The 17,519-nt window shown below is 52.5% G+C and carries 16 protein-coding genes; 9 read left to right on the forward strand and 7 right to left on the reverse strand.

The window, feature by feature from the left end; genetic code table 11:
* The first annotated feature begins 138 nt into the window (after positions 1–138).
* The 3 genes from KHS78_RS18815 to glnG all read left to right on the forward strand — a co-directional run bounded on the left by KHS78_RS18815 (position 139) and on the right by glnG (position 3,454).
* Positions 139–705, forward strand: coding sequence for a DUF4124 domain-containing protein (locus tag KHS78_RS18815; RefSeq protein WP_211830256.1), 567 nt, complete (start codon positions 139–141; stop codon positions 703–705).
* A gap of 185 nt (positions 706–890) precedes the next feature.
* Positions 891–2,012 carry a nitrogen regulation protein NR(II) gene (gene glnL / locus KHS78_RS18820; RefSeq protein ID WP_281417108.1) on the forward strand — a complete coding sequence of 374 codons (1,122 nt, stop codon included), beginning with the start codon at positions 891–893 and terminating at the stop codon, positions 2,010–2,012.
* The gene (glnG, locus tag KHS78_RS18825) at positions 2,009–3,454 is read left to right on the forward strand and encodes a nitrogen regulation protein NR(I) (protein WP_211830258.1); all 1,446 of its coding nucleotides are present in this window, start codon (positions 2,009–2,011) and stop codon (positions 3,452–3,454) included. Before glnL ends, glnG begins: the two co-directional genes overlap by 4 nt.
* 88 nt (positions 3,455–3,542) lie before the next feature.
* On the opposite strand, the gene KHS78_RS18830 is transcribed toward glnG, so the two are convergent.
* Positions 3,543–5,294, reverse strand: a complete 1,752-nt coding sequence (locus KHS78_RS18830; RefSeq protein WP_211830260.1) for a DEAD/DEAH box helicase — start codon at positions 5,292–5,294, stop codon at positions 3,543–3,545.
* Between the two features lie 452 nt (positions 5,295–5,746).
* Between KHS78_RS18830 and KHS78_RS18835 the strand changes: the two genes are divergently transcribed.
* Both KHS78_RS18835 and KHS78_RS18840 read left to right on the forward strand, forming a co-directional pair.
* Positions 5,747–6,556, forward strand: a complete 810-nt coding sequence (locus KHS78_RS18835) for a hypothetical protein (protein WP_211830262.1) — start codon at positions 5,747–5,749, stop codon at positions 6,554–6,556.
* A 91-nt stretch (positions 6,557–6,647) separates the two neighbouring features.
* Positions 6,648–7,355, forward strand: coding sequence for a fimbrial biogenesis chaperone (locus KHS78_RS18840; RefSeq protein ID WP_211830264.1), 708 nt, complete (start codon positions 6,648–6,650; stop codon positions 7,353–7,355).
* Positions 7,356–7,412: 57 nt separating this feature from the next.
* On the opposite strand, the gene KHS78_RS18845 is transcribed toward KHS78_RS18840, so the two are convergent.
* The 3 genes from KHS78_RS18845 to KHS78_RS18855 form a co-directional block, all read right to left on the reverse strand.
* Positions 7,413–8,033 (reverse strand): LysE/ArgO family amino acid transporter, encoded by a 621-nt coding sequence (locus tag KHS78_RS18845; RefSeq protein ID WP_211830266.1) that lies wholly within the window; start codon positions 8,031–8,033, stop codon positions 7,413–7,415.
* A gap of 142 nt (positions 8,034–8,175) precedes the next feature.
* Entirely contained in the window at positions 8,176–9,624 is a 1,449-nt protein-coding gene (locus KHS78_RS18850) for an NAD-dependent succinate-semialdehyde dehydrogenase (RefSeq protein ID WP_211830268.1), read from the reverse strand.
* A gap of 375 nt (positions 9,625–9,999) precedes the next feature.
* Complete coding sequence (locus KHS78_RS18855; RefSeq protein WP_211830270.1) at positions 10,000–10,911, reverse strand: SPOR domain-containing protein; 912 nt, start codon at positions 10,909–10,911, stop codon at positions 10,000–10,002.
* Positions 10,912–11,210: 299 nt separating this feature from the next.
* On the opposite strand from KHS78_RS18855, the gene KHS78_RS18860 reads away from it, so the two are divergent.
* Positions 11,211–11,843 carry a L,D-transpeptidase gene (locus KHS78_RS18860; RefSeq protein WP_211830272.1) on the forward strand — a complete coding sequence of 211 codons (633 nt, stop codon included), beginning with the start codon at positions 11,211–11,213 and terminating at the stop codon, positions 11,841–11,843.
* Between the two features lie 69 nt (positions 11,844–11,912).
* Here the strand turns inward: KHS78_RS18860 and KHS78_RS18865 are convergent, their stop codons facing one another.
* On the reverse strand, positions 11,913–12,686 hold the full coding sequence (locus KHS78_RS18865; RefSeq protein ID WP_211830274.1) for a hypothetical protein: 774 nt from the start codon (positions 12,684–12,686) through the stop codon (positions 11,913–11,915).
* Positions 12,687–12,778: 92 nt separating this feature from the next.
* Complete coding sequence (locus KHS78_RS18870; RefSeq protein ID WP_211830276.1) at positions 12,779–13,333, reverse strand: YaeQ family protein; 555 nt, start codon at positions 13,331–13,333, stop codon at positions 12,779–12,781.
* Positions 13,334–13,591: 258 nt separating this feature from the next.
* On the opposite strand from KHS78_RS18870, the gene KHS78_RS18875 reads away from it, so the two are divergent.
* The 3 genes from KHS78_RS18875 (at position 13,592) to KHS78_RS18885 (ending at position 16,771) form a co-directional block, all read left to right on the forward strand.
* A complete protein-coding gene (locus tag KHS78_RS18875) occupies positions 13,592–14,959 on the forward strand; it encodes a hypothetical protein (protein WP_211830278.1) in 1,368 nt (455 codons plus the stop codon).
* A 112-nt stretch (positions 14,960–15,071) separates the two neighbouring features.
* Positions 15,072–15,713 (forward strand): AAA family ATPase, encoded by a 642-nt coding sequence (locus KHS78_RS18880; protein WP_211830280.1) that lies wholly within the window; start codon positions 15,072–15,074, stop codon positions 15,711–15,713.
* Entirely contained in the window at positions 15,710–16,771 is a 1,062-nt protein-coding gene (locus KHS78_RS18885; protein WP_211830282.1) for a methyltransferase, read from the forward strand. Before KHS78_RS18880 ends, KHS78_RS18885 begins: the two co-directional genes overlap by 4 nt.
* 8 nt (positions 16,772–16,779) lie before the next feature.
* Here the strand turns inward: KHS78_RS18885 and KHS78_RS18890 are convergent, their stop codons facing one another.
* Positions 16,780–17,517 carry an efflux RND transporter periplasmic adaptor subunit gene (locus KHS78_RS18890; RefSeq protein WP_211830284.1) on the reverse strand — a complete coding sequence of 246 codons (738 nt, stop codon included), beginning with the start codon at positions 17,515–17,517 and terminating at the stop codon, positions 16,780–16,782.
* Between the last annotated feature and the right edge of the window lie 2 nt (positions 17,518–17,519).

A 17,519-nucleotide genomic window follows, 5' to 3' on the forward strand; every position in this document is an offset into this window, starting at 1 on the left:
GGACTCTAATAATCATCCGCATTATTTTTTCTGATAGATCAAGAGCAGACCCACTGTATAAGTCGCTAACAAGATGGAGAACTCCCTGAAGAGCCGTTATGATGTGCTGAGATAACAATCAAAAACAAGGGCTATCCCATGCGCTCATTCAGGCAGGCATTGCTGGCCATCACGCTGCTTTCATTATTCATGTCACCGCTGGCATCTGCCAACTCGGAGATTTATCGCGTCGTTGAAAAAGATGGCTCTGTCGTTTATACCGATGAACCGGCACCTGATGCAGACGCCGAAGCCGTTGAGCTGAAACCGATACAGATTGTACCGACCCTGGCTCCCGCTAAATCCGGATCAACCGGAAAAGAAGAAGCAGCAACACCGAACTACGCAGCGTTAACCATCACGACACCGGAAGAAAAGGAAAACCTGCGTAACCCCACTGAAATCACCGTGAAAACCAATATCAGCCCCGAGCTGCTTAACGGACACTATATCCGCCTTATGCAGAATGGTAGAGAGGTTGGCCTCAGCAAGGATGGCACCTTCATCATCAAGGAACCCTACCGGGGTGAACATACCCTGACAGCGCAAGTCGTCGACAAGCGTAAAAAGGTATTACTCACCAGTACGCCCCGCACCATTTATGTCTATCGTCACTCAGCCCTGTTCAATCCCCAGCCCACGCCGCCTATTGCACCAGCGCCCTGAAGCCGGGCCAGACGTTAAACATAACTCTCAAACAAAACGCACCTTATTGGTGCGTTTTGCAATCTATGTCAAAATGGCATGCCCTAAAAAGTATCACACTGGCATACAACACAGGCACCAGGCGGGTAGTGCACAATATAATCCCGGTACTGGTTTGCTTCTTGCATTAATCGGGGGAGTGCAACATGCAACCGGATTATCCACAAGAATTATTACTGCCCATGTATCAGACATTACTGGAAAACCTGACCACAGCCGTACTGGCCTTTGATGCAGGATTGCAGCTCCAGTATATGAATACGGCTGCAGAAACCCTGATAGAAGCTAGCGACCGGCAACTGCATGGACTGCATATCGATGAACTGTTCCGCGAAGAACCACCCGCCACGGAACACCTTCAGCAGGTTCTGAGCAGCGCCACCAGCTATACCAAGCGAGAAGCCAAACTGCAGCTGCCCAATGGCAGTACCCTGACCGCCGATTACACGGTCACGCCGGTGACCGAGAATGGCCATACAACACTATTAATGGAACTCCAGCCACGGGACCGCCTGCTGCGGATCACCCGCGAGGAAACCATCAAGACCCGCCAGGAAACGGCCAAGATCCTCGTGCGTGGTCTGGCCCATGAAATCAAGAATCCGCTCGGCGGCATTCGTGGTGCCGCCCAGCTGCTTGCCCGGGAATTACCGGATGAATCCCTGAAGGATTATACCAACGTCATCATTGAAGAAGCGGATCGCCTGCGCAACCTGGTCGACCGCATGCTGGGGCCGATCAAACCGCCCCAGCTGGCTGAAGTGAATATCCACGAAGTGCTGGAACGGGTCTGCAGTCTGATTGATGCGGAAACCGGCGGCCACATGACCCTCACCCGCAACTATGACCCCAGCATTCCTCCCATCGCCGCCGATGCCGAGCAGCTGATTCAGGCCACCCTGAACATTGTGCGTAACGCCATGCAGGCCATCAGCCAGCATATGCCCCTTAGTGACGGCAACATTACGCTGAAGACCCGGATCATGCGGCAATTCACCATTGGCAATGTCCGTCACCGGCTTATTTGCCGTCTGGATATTATCGACAACGGCCCCGGCATTCTTTCCGACATGGTGGAAAACATGTTTTACCCCATGATCAGCGGCCGGGCTGACGGCACCGGTCTGGGACTCAGTATCGCCCAGTCCATTATCACCCGGCACAGTGGCGCCATTACCTGTGAAAGCGAACCCGGGAAAACCGTATTCTCCCTGTTCATCCCCTTTGAACAGCCAGACAGACAAGCAGATGCAGGAGCAGCACCATGAGCACAACCGGTAACGTCTGGATCATAGACGACGATCGTTCCATTCGGTGGGTGCTTGAGCGCGCCATGGCCCAGGAAGGGATTCAGACCAGCAGCTTCGAAACGGCGGATGCCGCACTGGCGGCCATTGCGAGTAGGCAGCCCGACGTCATCATCAGCGATGTCCGCATGCCCGGCACGGGGGGCCTTGATCTGCTCAAGCTGATCAAGGAGGAGCACCCTGCCCTGCCAGTCATCATCATGACCGCCCATTCCGATCTGGATAGCGCCGTTGCCTCCTACCAGGGCGGCGCCTTTGAATACCTGCCCAAACCGTTTGATGTCGACGAAGCGGTCACATTGATAAAACGTGCACTGTCTCATGTCCGTGAACAGGCGATTCAGTACCAGGGGCTGGAGCGAGCAGCGACGCCGGAAATCATTGGTGAAGCGCCTGCCATGCAGGAAGTGTTTCGCGCCATTGGCCGTCTGTCGCAGTCCAATATCACGGTATTAATTAACGGCGAATCGGGCACCGGTAAGGAACTGGTAGCCCATGCCCTGCATCGCCACAGCCCCCGTGCGGCCAATCCCTTTATTGCCCTGAACATGGCAGCCATTCCCAAGGATCTGATTGAATCCGAGCTTTTCGGTCATGAAAAAGGGGCTTTTACCGGCGCCAACCAGATGCGCCGCGGCCGGTTTGAACAGGCCAATGGCGGCACCCTGTTTCTGGATGAAATCGGCGACATGCCCGCCGAAACCCAAACCCGGCTCTTGCGGGTCCTGGCTGACGGCGAGTTCTACCGGGTAGGCGGCCATACGCCTGTGCAGGTGGATGTCCGAATTATCGCGGCCACCCACCAGAACCTGGAAAAACTGGTCGCCGCCGGCTCCTTCCGGGAAGATTTGTTTCATCGGTTGAACGTGATCCGGGTGCATCTGCCCCGGCTGGGTGACCGACGCGAAGATATTCCTCTGCTGACCCGCCATTTCCTGGACCGGGCCGCCCGTGAGCTGAGCGTTGAACCCAAGCTGCTCCGCTCTGAAACGGAAGCCTACATGAGCAGCCTGGACTGGCCGGGCAATGTCCGGCAACTGGAAAATACCTGTCGCTGGATTACCGTAATGGCCTCCAGCCGGGAAGTGCATGTCTCAGACCTGCCACCAGAACTCCTAGACCAGCAACGTTCATCCACAACGGGCAATAACTGGGAACAGGCATTGCGCAACTGGGCAGACCAGCAGCTCACTCGTGGAGAAAGCGGTCTGCTGGATCGTGCCGTACCCACGTTCGAGCGGATCATGATTGAAACGGCGCTGAAGCACACCTGCGGCAGACGCCGGGATGCTGCCCTCCTGCTGGGCTGGGGACGCAATACACTGACCCGAAAAATCAAGGAACTTGGGATGAACGACGAGGAAACGATGGATCAGGAAGAAGTACTGGAAGAGGCGGTATAGAGCAGAACAATAAACACAAAAAAGAACGTATAAAAAAACCGCTATTCGTTTAGCCAATAGCGGTTTTTTTTCAAGCGTTTTTCAGACCTTACTGGCGACGCTCACGGCCACCCTCACGACCGCCTTCACGGCGACGGTTGCCACCCTGGCCACCCCCACGACGCGGCGCACGCGGCTGTTCGCCACCACCGGGAACCTGTTCCATCTTCAGAGGACGACCACAAACCCGCACTTTCTGCAGGTGCTGCAGGACTTCACCCGGAATGCCTTCAGGCAGATCCACGGTACTGTAGTTATCAAACAGCTTGATGTGACCAATATAGCGGTTGTCGATCTCGGCTTCGTTGGCAATGGCGCCGACGATATTGCCCGGCATGACACCGTGTTCACGACCCACATCCAGGCGATAACGCTGCATGTTCACATTGGCAAATTCCCGAGAACGGCGCTCACCACGGTCACGACGCTCACGGCCACCATCACGGTCATCACGCTGACGAGGCTCACGGGTACGTACCGGCTCTTCCTTCAGCTGAAGGGGACGGTCTTTCTGTGCCAGGAACAGCAGGGCCGCTGCCAGATCAACCGTATCGACTTCGGTCTGGTGACGCATATCGGTCACAACACCCTTGAAGAAATCCAGCTGTTCACTATCCAGCGCTTCCTGAACCTGCTGCAGCATCTTGGAAACACGGCGCTCTGCCACCAGCTCACGGGTCGGCAGGGTCAGCTGCTGGATGGTCTGGCGGGTGGCGCGCTCAATGGAACGTAGCATACGGCGCTCGCGGTTAGCGACGAACAGAATCGCCTTACCCTTACGGCCTGCACGACCGGTACGGCCGATACGGTGAACGTAAGCTTCTGTATCGTAAGGAATATCGTAGTTAACAACGTGGCTGATCCGCTCAACGTCGAGGCCACGAGCCGCCACATCGGTAGCGACAACGATATCCAGCGAGCCTTCACGCAGTTTTTCAACGGTACGCTCACGCAGCGCCTGGGTCATGTCACCGTGCAGCGGCGCACTGGCATAACCACGGGCTTCCAGTTTTTCCGCCAGCTCAACACTGGAGGTCTTGGTGCGCACGAAGATAATCAGACCGTCGCTTTCTTCCGTTTCCAGAATACGGGTCAGTGCATCCAGTTTGTTCAGACCGCTGACCAGCCAGTAAGACTGCTCGATGGTGTCGACAGTCGTTGTTTTGGCCTTGATGCGGACTTCACGGGGATTTTTCAGGTGACGATGCGCGACCTTACGGATCACTTCCGGCATGGTGGCGGAAAACAGCGCGATCTGGCGCTCTTCCGGCGTATGCTCAAGAATCCATTCGATATCATCGATAAAGCCCATCTTCAGCATTTCATCGGCTTCATCCAGCACCAGGGCCTTCAGGGTGTCCAGATTCAGGGTGCCACGACGGATATGGTCCATCACACGGCCCGGGGTACCGACAACTATCTGGGCACCACGCTGCAATTGGCGCAGCTGCTGGCCCATGCTCTGGCCACCGTAGATAGGCAGCACATGGAACCCTTTCAGGTGACGGGCGTAAGACTGGAACGCTTCGGAAACCTGGATCGCCAGTTCGCGGGTTGGCGCCAGCACCAGCAGCTGGGTAGCCTTGCTGGACAGGTCAATGTTGTTAAGCAGCGGCAGCGCGAATGCGGCAGTTTTGCCGGTACCGGTCTGAGCCTGGCCCAGCAGGTCACAGCCATCCAGCAGCAGCGGAATGCTTTCTGCCTGGATCGGGGAGGGAGTTTCATAACCCAGTTCCTGCAAAGACTGCAGGATAGGCTCAGACAGTCCGAGCTCCCGGAACTGAGGAATGTTTTCTGACATGATAAATGCGCCTTTCTGGTCAATATAAGGTTTCCCTCACCGAAGGTGACGCAAACCTTAGCTGCACATGATAGTTAAGAATTCATGGCAAATGTGTTGGCGAGGTCGAATGCCTGACCCCGTCTGGATATACCCTGCTGCAGAGGCAACCTATATCCAGACAGACTCCGGATTCGTCACTCGAAAAGACCGGGGTGTTGCTACCGCAGTACGATAAAGCGGCGAATTGTAACGGATTCCCGCTCAGGTGGATACTGGGATTCCCGCAGGAGACGCGGGATGAATACCTGTTTTCGCCAGAATTCCGGCATTGTCAGCGGCTTTATTTCCGAAGTAATGATACACCCTCTCTCTTTATCAGATATGGGCGCTTAAACACCGGTTAGACGCGAAGGTAGAGCCTTTCCACTTGCCTATACTGAAATCAGAAATCAGTGAAGGCCAGTCGTAACATGGATGTTCGAGTAGTCGGGCTTCACCACTCGCACCGGGGTATACCGGTTGTCGCGTGTGCGCCCAGTCAACAGCAGTTCCGCCTTGGTGGTGTCGTCAGTCGCTTTTTATTGGCGCTGTTTCTGGCATCTGTCGCAAGCAATGTCTCCCTGTCCAAGGCAGCCAGCCAAGGATCAGTGGGCAAAACCTCCAGTGGTAGTTTTACCATTACCCTGGTTATACCGCCCAGGTTGACCGTACAGACCTTTGCCGTTGCCCCGGATTCCAGCGAACCGGAAACCGCACAGGCTTCTCCCACGGATGCCAGCACTGCCGGCAACAATACAAATACAGCGGTCACCGTACAAACCGCCAAACAGGTGTTATCCAACAATCAGGCGCTACAGGCTGCACAGTCTCGCGCGCAAGCCTCAGACACAACACCTGCACCCTCCAGCAACACAACAGAAACGGAAGCACTGCCTGAGGCGCCCGCAGAGATCATTCCCACCAACACCCTGCAGCAAAAACTGTGCATCCAGGGGAATGGTATGTCTCACTACTCCCTGCAGGCGAGCGGCAGCCGGAATGACAGCCGCATGGTCTTGAGTTCCGACGGCGGGAATGAAGTGCCCTACCAGGTGGTGTTAAACGACCGATCCAGTACTTCACCCATTAATCTTCAAACACCCAAGACGCTGCCGCTCAGCAATCAGAAAGACTGCAGCACCTCACCTGTCGTTTCTATCGACTTGAGCAACACGGCCAGGAACAACCTGCAGGACAGCCGCTACTATGGTGCTGCCCAGGTCACTGTAGCCGCCGAGTAATCCGTACTGCAGAATTTGCGCTGGATTCCTGTGCGGCGGCTACTTACAATCGCAGTAATACTGCTTCCGCTTTCTGGACAAAGCTAAAACTATGCGAAGGATTATTACCTCTCTGCTGGTCACACTGCTGTCGGTAACAGCATCGTCGCTGCACGCCAGTATGTCTCTGGATAAAATGATCGTTTACTTTGAGCCCGGACAGCCTCCCAGGCAAGACATCATGGTATCTAACCCGGACCCGGAAAACCTCTATCTTCAGACAGAAGTCTATAAGGTGGTTAATCCGGGAAGAGAGCATGAAGAGCGCATCCGGATTACGGATCCGGACAAATTGAAACTGCTGGCGACGCCTCATAAAGCCATTATCCCCCCGAATGGCCGTAAGACGGTACGACTGGTTAGCCTTGAAACACCCAACGCAAAAGAAGAAGTCTATAGGGTTACGTTCCGCCCTGTCGTCGGTGATGTTCAGGCCACACAGACAGCCATCAAACTGTTAATTGCCTATCAGGCACTGGTCTTCATTCGCCCCGCTAACCCGAAATATGACGTAGTGGCGAAATGGCAAGGCAATAAAATCGTCTTTACCAACAACGGCAATATGAATGCTGTATTAAGAAACGGAAAATTTTGTACCAGTAAAAAAGACGACAGCTGCAAACCTCTGTCAGAAGGCACCCGCCTCTATGCCGGACAGAGCTGGACACTGGAACTACCCGATTCCAAAGGATATGTCCGCTACGGTCTGTTTGACGGCCAGTTCGAGAAAACCAAAACATTCTCTCCGGGTAAAAACTGATACCTGACCCGTCTTCCCATGGTCCTGTCATTTCCGGAAATTCAACCGATGACAGGACTATACGATCAGTGCCTGCCTCGCCATCGAGGCAGCAACAATCACCAGAATCATCGCTGTTACCCGGTTCATCCACAGCCATGCGGTCCGGGAAGACAACAGGTGTGAAAGACGCCTGGCACCATAGCCAAAACCAAAAAACCAGATCCAGGACGACAGAATACAGCCCACCGTAAACGCCAGACGTTGATCATCCGGATACTGAGCCGCCATTGAACCAATCAGCACCACCACTTCAACAAGCGCCTGGGGATTAATGAAATATAATCCCATCAGCACCAACAGGGTCTTACGCAGGCTTCTGTCACCTTTACCACTGAGTATCAACTGCTCGGGTTCAGGATCACTGCGCAACGTCAGCCAAGCGTACCAGAGCAGAAAAGCGACCCCTGCCCAGAGGGCGCTTTTGAGTAGCCAGTCAACTTGGGAGATCAGGAGCCCCAGGCCGGCAGCCCCGACAAGAATAAGCAGTGTATCCGCCAGCGCACAGAAAAAAACGGTCGCCAGCAGGTGTTGTCGCAAAACACCCTGCCGCAAAACAAACGCATTAATCGCACCGATAGCCGCAATCATTCCGGCATTGACGACAAAACCGCGTGCAAACGGCATCAGCAATTCCATGACCTCTCCCTAGGGTCCCCTTAAACGCATAGTGTGTATTTTCAGGGCTGAAACATTATGACGGGCGCATCACGAATAGCAATGGAGCGGCTTTACACCGCTCCATCCAGCAAACGAAAACACTGAGCAGTGAATATTGCGATTACAGGCCACCCAACAGGGTGTATTTGATTTCCAGGTATTCATCGAGGCCGTACTTTGAGCCTTCCCGACCGATACCGGATTCTTTATACCCACCAAAGGGGGCAACTTCCGTTGACAGGATGCCTTCATTCACAGCGACCATGCCATACTCCAGCGCTTCAGCCACCCTGAAGACCCGACCAAGGTCGCGGGCATAGAAATAAGCCGCCAGTCCGTATTCCGTGTCGTTCGCCATGGCAACAACCTCCTCTTCACGACTGAAACGAAATACCGGCGCTACAGGACCAAAGATTTCTTCCCGGAAACACTGCATCTCCGTGCTGGCATCGGCAATAACTGTGGGCTCATAAAAGCTGCCGCCCAGAGAGTGACGCTGTCCGCCCACCAGTAATCGGCCCCCTTTTTCGACCGCATCTGCCACATGCTGCTCCACTTTAAGAACAGCGGCGTCATTGATCAGGGGTCCCTGCTGGCTCTCTTCGTTCACACCGGGCGCCACTTTCAACTGCTCTACCTGTGCAGCCAGCTTGTCGACAAAGGTGTCATAAATGCTGTCATGAACAAACACACGATTGGTGCACACACAGGTCTGCCCGGAATTACGGAACTTAGACACCATCAGCCCTTCAACGGCGCGATCAATATCAGCATCTTCAAAGACAATAAACGGCGCATTGCCTCCTAGCTCCATAGAAACCTTTTTGACGGTATCCACACACTGCTTCATCAACAGTTTGCCAATACCAGTCGACCCGGTGAACGACAACTTTCTTACAATAGGGCTGGCACACAGGGCCTGACCGACATCAGCAGGTCGCGCTGTGGTCACCACATTCAACACACCCGCCGGTACACCGGCACGCTCTGCGAGTTCCGCCAGTGCCAAGGCACACAACGGAGTCGCTTCTGCGGGCTTGATCACAATCGAACAACCCGCCGCCAGAGCCGGCGCCGCTTTCCGGGTGATCATGGCAATCGGGAAATTCCAGGGAGTAATGGCTGCCACAACGCCCACAGGCTCGCGGGTCACCAGTACTTTGCGTCCCGGAAGGTGTTCGGGCACCACGTCGCCATATGCACGCTTGCCTTCCTCGGCAAACCACTCCACGAATGAGGCGCCATAGAGCACTTCCCCGCAAGCTTCCGCAAGCGGCTTGCCCTGTTCGCTGGTCATCAACAGGGCCAGGTCTTCCTGGTGCTCAATGATCAATTCATACCAGCGGCGAAGAATCGCACTCCGGGCCTTGGCAGTCTGTTGTTTCCAGAGTTTCTGCGCGCGTTCCGCTGCCTGAATCGCTAGGTCTGTCTCTGCCGCCCCCAGGTCGGGTACGTTAGCCAGCAACTCGCCATCCGCCGGATTGGTGACGGGTAATGTAGCCTGGCTACTGACCCAGCCGCCATCAACATAAGCCTGGGAGCGTAAAAGATTCTGATCATTTAATTGCATGCCACACCCGCGTAATTCTTAAAATGCCCAAGAACAGACTTTCCCTGGACATCATCAACAGAAATGTAAAATATATCAAACACAGAGGGATATTTAACCGCAATGCTGACCTGCACTGCAATGGCATCCTGAAACACGCCGAATGGAATCAGGGTAGTAGACCACACGCTCGTAGGAAAAAGCTCACACAGGGAAGGGAGACTTTCCGGTTTTTCCTGTCACGGGTTCCCAGTAATCTGAAATCACAAGGATGTACCCCGGCGCAAGGATGCGCCACCAAGGATGGCTCAACGAATTCACGCATGCTCCCCCGCCCGCACCCCTGACTTTCCTGCCAGTCATGCACTGCGATCTCAATGCATCAATTCACAACACTTACTGGCAGCCTTCACCAGGCAGCATTAGCGTCTGGTCCGACAATACCGGCAAGAGCGAATACCCCGGACGAACCCAGGGCTTACTGATCCCCTGCTGCTCCAGCAAAGCGGCCAGAGATCCAGCGGCTTCCCGACTGCTGAAGCCTTTGCTGATCAGCACCAGCCAGGTGTCACCTTTCACCATCGTCGGAATAATCTCGGTTTCAACAGGCTGCAAACGGGCGGCAAGCGCTTTCAAGCCATCAACTTTTTGCGAAGCGGAAAACTGCAGGTAGAACTGATCGGCACTGTAGGCGGGCTGACAGTCTGGAGAGGTTTGTGGAATATCAGCAGCCGGTGCACTCATCACCTCGGCGGCCGCCAGGGTGGATGACTCAACCGGTGGCGGTAGATTGGAAGGTTCCGAGGGAGGTTCCATAGCCGGCTTATCTGCAGACTCGGCGGGAATGTTTTTTACCCATTCAGGCTCTGGCGGTGTCGGCTCCACCTCCGCGACTGGCGCAGGTTCATCTGTGGATGCCTGCGCAATCTCTGAAGCCTCATCATCCATGGCAACCTGTTCTGCGACGTCTGCCGTACCCTCTACGCTCTCTGGCTCTGGAGCAGGCACCTCATCATCCATGGAAGCCTGCGCATCCACAGACGACAGCGCCTCTTCCTGAGGAACATTCTCAGCCACAGTGATTTCTGCCGGTGCCGGATCATCAATCACAACAAACGTCTGCTGCAGGTCGTCCCGCTCCATTCGGGCGGTACCACTACAGTCCCAGACATTCGAATTAATTTCCCCTGAACAGCTGAACCCGGATTCAACTACCTCAAGCTTCTCTTTCGCACAACCGGACAACCCGACAAGAGTCACTACACCAACAACAGGTAATAATCCATTCCATGTCTTATTGTGACGCATTATTGGCCTTTGCCTTCCTTGTCACCCTGTTTAACTTCAGTCTAATCCGATAGTTGACACATGTTAAGTTATTCGCCTCTAAAGCCCACTGATAAAAGGCCTGAGAGCCCACTACAACACAGGATAACCCTCTGTTTTGACTATATTTACTACTAATACTGCCAACAAAATACTGTGTTAAAAAAAAGCTGTTTTATAACCGGGAATCAACATTCCCAAGTAAACAGCATGAATTGGTAGTATATGAAAACAAAAGAAATACCCGTAAATAGCGTTTCACTGACAGGGAAGTTGTCGTCATGTTGTGCTGTAAGCAGTCTACGGTTTCTATATCTATTCTATGGTGTTGTTTTGTCGTAACACCGTTCTCTTTCGCCATGGATAGCGAGCCTGAATTCTATTGCTCCCAGGATAAACCCTGCGGCAATGAGGCGACTGCATATCAGTCGCTGGCAAATAATCCTGCAGTGAAATACCTGGATCTTAAACAGCAGGAGTTTACTGAAGATATTCTTCTCAGTTTCCCATCACAGATTCCCTCCGTTCGCCAGGACGTCTTTGTCTACAGTCCACGCATTAATGTCTGGGCAGCCTACAACAGTACCGGACAACTGGTGGGTATGGGCCGTGCCTCCGGCGGTCAGGACTGGTGTGCAGATACAAACAGCCATTGTCGTACCCCGGATGGTGCATTCCGCATCTATCGCAAAGGGACATCCAAGTGTTATTCCAACACCTATCCCATCGGCGAAGGTGGTGCCCCAATGCCGTATTGCATGTTCTTCAGACAAGGTTATGCCATTCATGGCTCTGACCACGTACCCAACCGCCCTGCCAGCCACGGCTGCATCAGGGTAAGGGTGGATGCGGCAAAATGGTTACATCAGGAGTTTATTGATTACGGCAGTACGGTGGTTGTTCTTCCTTACTGACAGCATAACCACTGTCTACAGATACGCCGCGCGCGTGCTGGCAAACAACCACCTCGTATCAATACCAACTTACTGCGATATCCAGTTAATTTCCCTGGCAGTTTCCGGTCCGATCCTGACCGTTTTCAAACTCCGAGGAATGTCACTTTCACTGGCGCTCTTAGGAATGCGCCCCCCCATGAGTTCGGCATAACGCTGCGGATACAGCGGCGAACGCTCAGGCTCCGCGTAACCATGGGGGTGCATGGGTTGGCCGTTGGAAAAATCATACTTGTCGCTTGCGCCGACGGTATGCAGCATTTCATGGGCAATCACCACCTGGTTACTGCCTTTATATTGCCAATCACCATACGCATTAATTAAACCGATCAATCCTTTCTGCATACCGGCTGAATGGGCCAGCCGTGGCATGGTCTCAGGATCATGGTAGAGCACAAACAGTCGTATATTCGTAATGGCGTCAGACTTCGTCTGCTTCATTCTCCAGGCCCAGTAACGAAACTTCAGGGACCAGATAATGGCATCCAGCGTACTGGCAGTGGCCGGTGGGGAATCCGGGACCTCTTTCAACTGTCGTCCCAGGTTCACTTCTATGGGTTGATCCAGCGGCAGGTCGTAACCTGCCCCCTGCTCTGCAATGAAACTTTCAAGGCTGTCAAAGTCATCCACGGATAAACGATCAATATACTCCTGCACCTTATTATTACCGGCAGCGTTGATGGGGTAGATGGTCACCCACAACGGATCATTCCAGTCAGTTGTCCTGATCATGGTCTGCCATGTATTCAGCCCGATAAAAAAGAGCACAAGCAACAAGAGAAAGACGCGAATGGCTTTAAACATTATGGGTTCACATTCCTGTGGTTATCCTGCGTTGCATACCGGTAATGGAAGCACAACGGGGATCGTTTCGCACGCCGCGTGGACCGGTCAGCTCACGCCATCACTCCACTGAGCAGCCATTGCTGCGGCTCAACCGTGATATGCTGCCTGCCATTGCTGATGGAAACTGCACCATCCTGAATCATGCACTGTAACTGCATGGTTCTCTCAGCCATGTCTGCCAGCTCGTCAGTCGCAGACTCCGGCAGGTTAATGACTGTCAGGTTCTCAAACCGGGTCAGCTTGTTGCGTATCTGTTGCCACCAGATATCCGCGGTGCGTCCACCATAGCTGTAGATCCAGACAGACGCCGCGCGCCCACAGGCCTTACGAATACGTTTTTCATCCGGCAGACCAAGATCAATCCACACTTCTACTTCATCACTGAGTGACTTCTGCCATAAATCCGGCTCTGAGTCAGTACTCAGCCCTTTGGTAAAGCTCAGAGATTCACTGGCATGACAGGCATAGGCCAGCAGCCTGATCATCATCCGCGCATCCGTTTCCGACGGGTGCCGGGCAATCGTCAGGCTGTGATCCTGATAGTAATTGCGGTCAAGATCCGCAATATTCAGTGTCGCTTTGAAAATCGTGGCTTTAAGCGCCATAACGTGCCCATCATAGAATAACCAATACAATCGTCGATTGTACGCGTTTTCGATCCAAACCGGGATAACAAGATCAATTGAAAAATCAATGAGTTACCCCTTAAAAAAATAACTCAAAACAATAAAGATCTCTTTCTTTATATAAAAAGGCATTAAATAAACGAAATTGTCACTTCGACATTGGAATAATACCTAAAATTACTAAAGGGCATTAGCCTAGTAATCCACAACAAATAAAATGAACAATGGATTGTTTATATGCCTTCTATTTCTGCATTGATACGTAACAGTCGACATCCATATGGTGTCGGAACCCCAAAAAACTTTGATGATGCCCCTCATCGAGTGGCAATCGTTGACGCTGCCCCTGTCAAACAACATCCCGATAGCCAGTGTCCGCGAAAATCCATAAAAGATTTTAAACTCTCCCATACACCAGCCAAGAAAGACTTGACAGTTAAGGCAGTCAAGCACAATGACAAACTAAGAAAAACCAAAAATACCGGAGAGTTCATTAAGCACTTCCAAAAAATGACGCTATCAGGCTTTACGCCCGCCCCAAAAACCGTGGAAAAAAAATGCAACGAATTCATTGTCAGCGCTCCCTCCCGAAGGGAAATGATGGATTCTCTTCTGGCTTTACAACATCACGACCTGACACCTGATGAGACCGTACTACATAACACCTATTGTTCAATGACACAGGATGAAATTACCGACTCACTGCTGGGATCCGACGTTCACCTTGAGGCCCTTAAGCAATTACCAGGAGCCACTCTCGATGGTTTTGTTAATGACAGCAACAAGCTTCGAGACCTGGTTCTCGGGCTAAACAACACCGGCCAGGCCATTTCTTTCAATATCCGTATGGACTTACTTAAAAGTGATCAGCTAGCCCAATCGTTTGGGCTCGACAGTGCTCAGGCCAGATCGGAATTATCATCAAACATTCAGGCTAGCAAGGAAGATGCACAAGGCCTTAAAGAACAATCGCTGAAAGACAGCCGTACCAGCCGGGATACATTTGGCCTGGAGGCGCATGACATTGCAGAATCACTCATCAATAAGACCATGGGAGAGATACTGTCTGCTTTTGAGTATTCTGCCAAAGGCATCAAGGTACGCCAGCAAGCCCTCGACAAAATTCGTTACAACGTCGACATTGCAGTCCCGGCTATTAAAGCAGCTTCGCTGTTTGCCAACAGATTCGGTGATGAAGCACTCCTTAACCCCTTGGACGGACGCTCAACAGAAAACCTGAAAACCCTGATGAGTACGTCAACTGAACACGCTATGAGTCTTGCCAATCTGACAGAGGATAAACTTGCCACGATCACTCTCAGTGAGAAGACTGACATTACAGACAAACTCACAAAAATTAAAAACAAACTATCCCTCCAGTTCATTCGTCGTTATGTCGATCAATTCCCTTCTGCCAAGCGCTTGCTAAAAGCCTCTGACAGGAAGCTGCACCGACACCTTGACCAAATATCCTTACACTGCCGTACGCTGGAGAGTATTGATACCGCTCCCAAGGAAACCCTTCAGGGGCATCTGGACGAACTGTTGCAGTGCAGAGATGTCATCTGGGGCATATTGGATGATCGCGGAGAGTATTGTGTTTAAGCACTGCGAGGCTTCATAAAACGCTGATACAGAGGCTTATCATTTACGTAGCCATCCGTCCCCGTTCACGCATATACTCAGTCATCAGAATACGAATAATGGATAGATAGTAATGGCTTCGATCATCGCCATTGCAGGGCCTCCAGGCTGTGGGAAAAGCACGCTGAGCCGTGCCATTGCCACGCACCTGGATGCGAGCATTATTGACTATGACCATTACCAGACAGTCACGGACCATCCCGTTGAGTCGATCATTGAATGGCTCGACAAGGGGCTTGATTACAATGCATTGACTATCCCCGGCTTGAGTGAGGATCTGGCACGACTGAAGCACGGGCAGGTCGTTACGCCACCCAGTCAGCCATTCTCCGTTTCCTCCCGAAATATCATCCTGTTTGAAACACCGTTCGGTTATTGCCATGCCGAGTCAGCCCGACACATTGATCTTATGCTGTGGATTGATATCCCCCTGGATATCGCACTGGCGCGAAACATCCGCGCATTCACTGAGCACTTCACGCGTTCAAAGCACACGTCACCAGCGACTGACAATATTCACTGGCTGCAGGAATACATGGATAACTATATCAACAGTGTGCATGACCTGCTGACGAAACAAATCGAAAAAGTGCGTCCTCAGGCGGATTATATGATTGATGGCAAAAAAGATGTCGCGACCACCTGCCAGCAGGCACTCAAGATCATTCAGGGCTGGACACATAACAAAATAGCAAGGGAAGTACCCCTGCCATGACAACCGCTGTTGCTCCAACGTCCAATCATACCGGACATCATTACACCGACTACCTGCAGATTGACCGTTATCTGACGACCTTCATGGATCATCAGGCACTAAACAGTGCACTGCAGACCGGCCTCATTGACCTGCTGGACAGACAGACACAGATACAATTCCCCGAAGCCTGCGACTGCATTCGCAGCGATGCACTGGGTACAGAAACCTTACTGGCGTTACTGACAGCCAACCAGGTTATCGAGCAAGTGAATAATAACATTCAGCTCACCGAAGCATTCCGCCAGGCCCTGAAATTTCGTGACCTTCTGGAAGCCAAGATTGCCTTCAGTAATCTTGTGGCGCCGGATGTCATGAACAACTTCACGACACTGCTTCAGAATCCTGCTGAATTCATGGGGCAATCGCGGCTGTTTGAATTATTCGGTTACCACCGCTGCTTTGAAGTGACAGATGAGAATATCGCACTCACCCGCCGCTGGATGCATTTCACGTCCATGTATACCCGTTATGAGGCATCAGCCTGCCTGGCTCATCACGACTTTGGTCAGTACCGCCAGTTAATGGACATTGGCGGCAATAGCGGTGAGTTTTCCCGGCAGCTTTGCAGGCAACATCCGCGATTACTGGCAACGATTGTCGACCTGCCTGTGGTCTGTGAAGTAGGGATGCGACATGTAGCGGATACCCAGGAAACCAGCCGTATCCGTTTTTTCAAAGCCGATGCCTTGTCTGACCCATTACCGGGAAATATGGACATTGTCACCTTCAAATCCATCCTGCACGACTGGCCGACCGATGCCACTCAGCGCTTCCTCGAACAGGCTTACACGTCACTGAAACCTGGGGGAACAGTTCTGATATTCGAGCGTAGCCCTATCAGGATTAATCACCATCGTCTGCCTTATTCCATGCTACCTATGTTTCTGTTTTTTCGTTCTTTCAGAACATCAGACGACTACGTGTCTCAACTCCAAAACAACGGATTCAGTGATATCAGCATTCAACACATTGCCCTGGAAACCCCGTTCTTTTTAATAACCGCAAAGAAACAGTAAGCACATACTTACTCGGCTGTTGCCACGTTAAACGCTGCCCGGCATTTCAGGCCTGCAGGCAAACGTGCATCGGGGTTTGGTACTTCGACCCTGACACCATAGGTGCCACTGGCGGCATCAATCACCTTGTCAACAATCTTCACCGTGCCCTGATAGGCCTTATTGTCAGGGCCAACCACTATCTCGACCGGCATCCCCGGTTCAAGGGTGCCATACTTATCCGATCTCAGAACGATCTCAGCATGCAGTGGATTCAAGGCAACCAACTCAAGCACAGGCTCCGACCCAACGTATTCACCAATAGACACATGACGTTCAACGACAATAGCGTCAATGGGGCTGTAGATCTTACGCTGTTTGAGCCGTTCTTCCGCTTCACGGGTTGCGAGGTCCGCCAGTTCACGATCGGTCAGCAACTCATCACGTTCGTACTCTGACAATAACCCTTTTCGCAACAGATCCTGGTTGCGTTCCAGTTTCCGGATGGTGAATTCTGCCCGCGCCTTGACACTGTTCAATGCCGCACGTTCAAGCCCGCTTTCCAGTGCCAGCAGCAACTGCCCCTTTTCAACACTGCCTCCCCGCTCCGTATTCACCTGGCTGACAATGCCGGAAACTTGGCTACTGATTTGAATTTCACTGCTGGGCTCCAGCAAACAACTCAACTGGGTATCATCCAACTCTATCGCCATCAGGGGCATGGGCAGAATCAATAATAACGCCTTGATTATTTTTCTTGTCAGCACGG

It is taken from the genome of Kistimonas asteriae, assembly GCF_018263925.1.
Lineage (GTDB): Bacteria > Pseudomonadota > Gammaproteobacteria > Pseudomonadales > Endozoicomonadaceae > Kistimonas > Kistimonas asteriae.